4 protein-coding genes are annotated in these 4,544 nt (G+C 71.8%); all 4 read left to right on the forward strand.

What is annotated here, in order from left to right:
- Window positions 1-140: 140 nt before the first annotated feature.
- Window positions 141-1,742: a phytoene desaturase family protein gene (locus L2I40_RS19360; protein WP_237216823.1), complete on the forward strand. Its 1,602-nt coding sequence runs from the start codon at window positions 141-143 to the stop codon at window positions 1,740-1,742.
- 82 nt (window positions 1,743-1,824) lie between these two features.
- Window positions 1,825-2,652, forward strand: a complete 828-nt coding sequence (locus L2I40_RS19365; RefSeq protein ID WP_237216824.1) for a lysophospholipid acyltransferase family protein — start codon at window positions 1,825-1,827, stop codon at window positions 2,650-2,652.
- Between the two features lie 3 nt (window positions 2,653-2,655).
- On the forward strand, window positions 2,656-3,765 hold the full coding sequence (locus tag L2I40_RS19370) for a glycosyltransferase (protein ID WP_237216825.1): 1,110 nt from the start codon (window positions 2,656-2,658) through the stop codon (window positions 3,763-3,765).
- Between the two features lie 9 nt (window positions 3,766-3,774).
- On the forward strand, window positions 3,775-4,544 hold a 770-nt coding region (locus L2I40_RS19375; RefSeq protein ID WP_237216826.1), incomplete at its 3' end, for a squalene/phytoene synthase family protein.

A 4,544-nucleotide genomic window follows, 5' to 3' on the forward strand; every position in this document is an offset into this window, starting at 1 on the left:
GCCCCTCCCGGACCGCCCTTGAAAACTGACGTGGGGGCCCGGGGGCCGTCCACGGCCCCCGGCGGGGGCGCGGGGGCAGAGCCCCCGCAGACCGCCCCGAAACATGCTATTGGGCTCCGGCCCGCAGGAGGTTGGCGAGCATGGCTGAGCGTGTGGTGGTGGTCGGGGCCGGCTTGGGTGGGCTCGCGGCGGCGGCGGTGGCGGCGGCGCGCGGGCACAAGGTGACGGTGCTCGACAAGAACCCGTGGCTCGGCGGCAAGGCGGCGGTGCTGCATCTCGATGCGCCGGATGGGTCCGGCCGGTTCCGCTTCGACATGGGCCCGACGATCCTGACCGTGCCGCGCGTGTTGCGCCGCATCTTCGCCGAGGCCGGCCGCGACCTGCAGACAGATCTCCCTCTGATCCGCCTCGATCCGCAGTGGCGCTGCTTCTTCGACGATGGCACGCGCATCGACCTGCTCGAGGACGTGGACCGCATGGCGGCCGAGATGGACCGCTTCGCGCCCGGAAAGGGCATGGGCGAGGGCTATCGTCGCCTGCAGGCCGAGGCCGAGAACCTGCATCGCGTCTCCGAGAACTTCTTCTTCTGGAAGCCGGTCGAGGGCATCGCCGACACGCTGAACTTCAAGGCGAACCTGAACCCCGACACGCTGCGCGACGTGCTGAGCCTCAAGATGGGCCGCACGGTGGCCAAGGTGATCCGCGGCCATGTGCCGGATGCGCGGCTGGCGCAGATGCTGGATCACTACTGCCAGTATGTTGGCTCCTCGCCCTATCTGGCGCCGGCTGTACTGACTTCGATCGCCGACATGCAGGCGCATGAGGGCGTCTGGTATCCGGTCGGCGGCACGCGCGCCGTGGCGGAGGGGCTGGCGAAGCTCGCCGCCGATCTCGGCGCCGACCTGCGGCCGGGCGTCGAGGTGACGGGGTTCGATGTCGTGGACGGCCCGGGCGGCAAGGCGGTGAAGGGCGTCGTCACCTCGACCGGCGAGACGATCGCCTGCGACGCGGTGATCTCCAACATGGACGCCATCCGCACCTATCGCGAGCTGGTCGGCGGCGAGCCGGCGCGGAAATACGACGGCAAGGGATTCGAGCCGGCCTGCTCCGGCGTCGTGCTCTATCTCGGCCTGAAGAAGCGCTACGACCACCTTGCGCATCACTGCTTCGTCTTCTCCCGCGACGCGGAGGAGGAGTTCGACGCGATCTACAAGCGCGGCGAGCCCGCGCCCGACCCGACCGCCTATCTCGCCGCGACGTCCTGCAGCGACGACACCACGGCGCCGCCGGGCGGCGAGGCGCTGTATGTGCTGGTGCACACGCCGCATCTGCGGCCGAACCACGACTGGTCGAAGATGTTCCAGGCCTATCGCCAGAAGATCCTCGACAAGCTGAAGCGCACGGCCGGGATGGAAGACATCGAGGAGCGGATCGTCGTGGAGAGCCAGCTGACGCCGGTCGACATCCACAACCGCTACAAGGTGCTGGACGGCGCGATCTACGGGCTGGCCAGCCACGGCTCCTTCATGGGGGCCTTCAAGCCCGGCAACCGCAGCAAGTTCGTGAAGGGCCTCTATCTCTGCGGCGGCGCGGCGCATCCGGGGCCGGGCATGCCGATGGTGATGATGTCCGGCTGGATCGCGGCGGACGCCATGGACCAGGATCGCGGCGGCAAGGGCATGAGCGAGCGCGCCCGCGAGGCCGGCCGGCGCGACCGCGAGATGGCAGCCGCGGCGGAATGACACCCGCCGCCCTCCTCCCGACCTGCGGCCGGGAGGAGGGCGGGGGCTATGGCGTCCTGACCGAGCGCCCTACATTCCTTTCATGAACGCCGAGACACGAAGTGCGGCCCGGTCGGCTGCCGAGGACCCGATCGGGCGCTACGACCCGCGGCGCATGGCGTTCTTCCACTTCATGTTCTCCCGCTTCTTCGGCAAGCACATGCGTGCGGCCCGCGTCGCGCGCTGGGGCGTGCCGCGGGACTATGGCGACCGGCCGCTCGTCGTCTTCGCCAACCACCCCGGCTGGTGGGACGGCGTCGCCTTCATGCTGCTCTCCGTCGCGCTGTTCCCGAACCGGCGCATGTTCATCCCGATGGAGAAGCAGGCGCTCGACCGCTACGGCTTCATGCGCCGGCTCGGCGTCTTCGGGATCGAGACCGGCTCGCCGCGCGGCGCCATCGCCTTCCTGCGCCTCGCGAAGGAGGTGCTGGCCGCGCCCGACCGCATGCTGTGGATGAACGCGCCGGGCCGTTTCTCCGACGTGCGGGAGCGCCCGGTGCCGATCGCGCCCGGCATGACCCGCCTGCCGGAATTCGCCCCCGACGCGCTCTTCATCCCGCTTGCGCTCGACTATCCCTTCTGGACCGAACGCAAGGCGGAAATGCTCTGCGCCTTCGGCGAGCCGATCGAGGGCCGGGTGCTGGAAGCCATGGACCGCGATGCCCGCGCGCAGGCACTCTCTGCGGCGCTCGCCGCGACGATGGACCGGCTGGCCGCGGATGCGGTCGCCCGCGACCCGGCGCGCTTCGAGACGATCCACAAGGGCCGCGAGGGCATGGGCGGCATCTACGACCTCTGGCGCCGCCTCCGGGCCGCAGCAAGCGGCAAGCGCTTCGACCCGCGGCACGAAACCCGTCAGGAGGCGGGCTGAACGATGGACCTCGAGTTCACCTGGGCCTGGCTTGCCCTCGCCCTCGCCACCCTCCCCGCGATCATGGTCGTGCTGAACCTGACGAAGGTCGGCCCGCCGCGCGGCACGCCGGCCGATGGCACGCTCGTCTCCATCCTCGTCCCCGCCCGCAACGAGGAGGCGAACATCGCCCGCTGCCTCGACCACGCCCTCGCCTCGCGCGGCGTCGCGGTCGAGGTCGTCGTGATGGATGACGGCTCCACCGACCGCACCGCCGGGATCGTGCGGGACTATGCCGCGCGCGATGCCCGCGTGCGGCTCGAGACCGCGCCGCCGCTGCCGCCGGGCTGGACCGGCAAGGTGCATGCCTGCGCGCGGCTCGCCGAGACGGCGCGCGGCACGCACCTGCTCTTCATCGACGCCGATGTGCGGCTCGAGCCCGAGGCGGCGGCGCTGATGTCCGGTCATGCCGCGCAGGCCGGCGTCGCCATGGTCACCGGTGTGCCGCGGCAGGAGATCGGCAGCCTCGGCGAGGCCGTGACCGTGCCAATGATCAACTTCCTGCTCTACTGCTACCTGCCCGGCGGCGGCCGCGCGGAGAGCAAGCGCGCCGACATGGCCGCCGCCTGCGGCCAGCTGATGATGGTGGAGCGCAAGGCCTACGAGGCCGCCGGCGGCCACGGCGCGATCCGCGGCGTGCTGCACGACGCGCTGCAGCTCGCGCGCAAGATGCGCGCCGCCGGCTTCGCGACGGAAGTGGTGGAGGGTGCGGGGCTCGCCACCTGCCGCATGTACGCGACCTTCGCAGAATGCTGGCGCGGCTTCATCAAGAACGCCCGCGAGGGCATGGCGACGCCGGTCGGACTGCCGATCTGGACCGTGATGCTCGCCGGCGCCTTCCTGTGGCCCATCGCGCTGCTGCCGGAGGCCTGGGCCTTCCTGGCGCTGGCGCTCGGCCTTGCGATCCGCACCGCGGTGACGCTGCGCGTGCGCGAGCCCTGGTGGACCATCCCGCTGCACCCGCTCGCCGTCGGCGTCGCGCTGGCGATCCAATGGACCGCGCTGGTGCGCGGGCTGATGGGCAAGCCGGCCGGCTGGAAGGGCCGCGCCTACCAGCCCGACGGGGCCGCGTAAGGCACGACGATGGATGGCAGCGGCGTCGCCGTCGGCCCGCCGACCCGCGACCACACGAGCGAGAATTTCCCGGTCGCCTCGCTGCTGCTGCCGAAGGCGGCGCGCGGCAAGGTGCTCGCCTTCTACCGCTTTGTCCGCACCGCCGACGACATCGCCGACAGCACCCTGCCGGCCGAGGAGAGGCTGCGGCGCCTCGATGCCCTGGAAGCGACCGCGGAGGACGCGCTGGCCGAGGTCGGCAGCGCCGAGGCGCGGCTCATGCTCTCCGCCTTCCGCCAGGACGCGACGCAGCGCCGCTACGCCGACTGGGCGGAGCTGGAAGACTATTGCCGCCGCTCCGCCGACCCGGTCGGGCGGATGCTGTTGCGCGTGCATGGCGAAAGTGCCGAAGCGCACGCCGCCTCCGACGCGCTCTGCACCGCGCTGCAGATCCTGAACCACCTGCAGGACCTGGTTCCCGACCGCGACGCGCTGGACCGCATCTACCTGCCGGTCCCCTGGATGGACGAGGCCGGCGGCGAGCGCGCCTTCTTCGCGCCCGGCAACCCGCAGCGCCGCGCCGTGCTCGATGCCGCGTTGGATCGCGTCGAGGCAACGCTGGAAGCCGCCGCGCCGCTGCCGCGCCTGCTACGCTCCCGCCTGCGGCGCCAGGCCGCCGTCACGCTGTCGCTGGCCTGGCGCCTGCTCGCGAAGCTCCGCGCCGCCGATCCGGTCGAGGGCCGCGTCGCGCTGACGCGCGCGGATTTCGCCGCCGCCTTCGCCACGCTCGCGCTGCCGCC

Origin of the sequence: Falsiroseomonas oryziterrae (assembly GCF_021864505.1) — a bacterium.
GTDB classification, from domain to species: domain Bacteria; phylum Pseudomonadota; class Alphaproteobacteria; order Acetobacterales; family Acetobacteraceae; genus Falsiroseomonas; species Falsiroseomonas oryziterrae.

Coding starts and splice junctions, on each gene's coding strand:
- L2I40_RS19360 (WP_237216823.1), top strand. CDS start 141: ATGGCTGAGCGTGTGGTGGTGGTCGGGGCCGGCTTGGGTGGGCTCGCG.
- L2I40_RS19370 (WP_237216825.1), top strand. CDS start 2,656: ATGGACCTCGAGTTCACCTGGGCCTGGCTTGCCCTCGCCCTCGCCACC.
- L2I40_RS19365 (WP_237216824.1), top strand. CDS start 1,825: ATGAACGCCGAGACACGAAGTGCGGCCCGGTCGGCTGCCGAGGACCCG.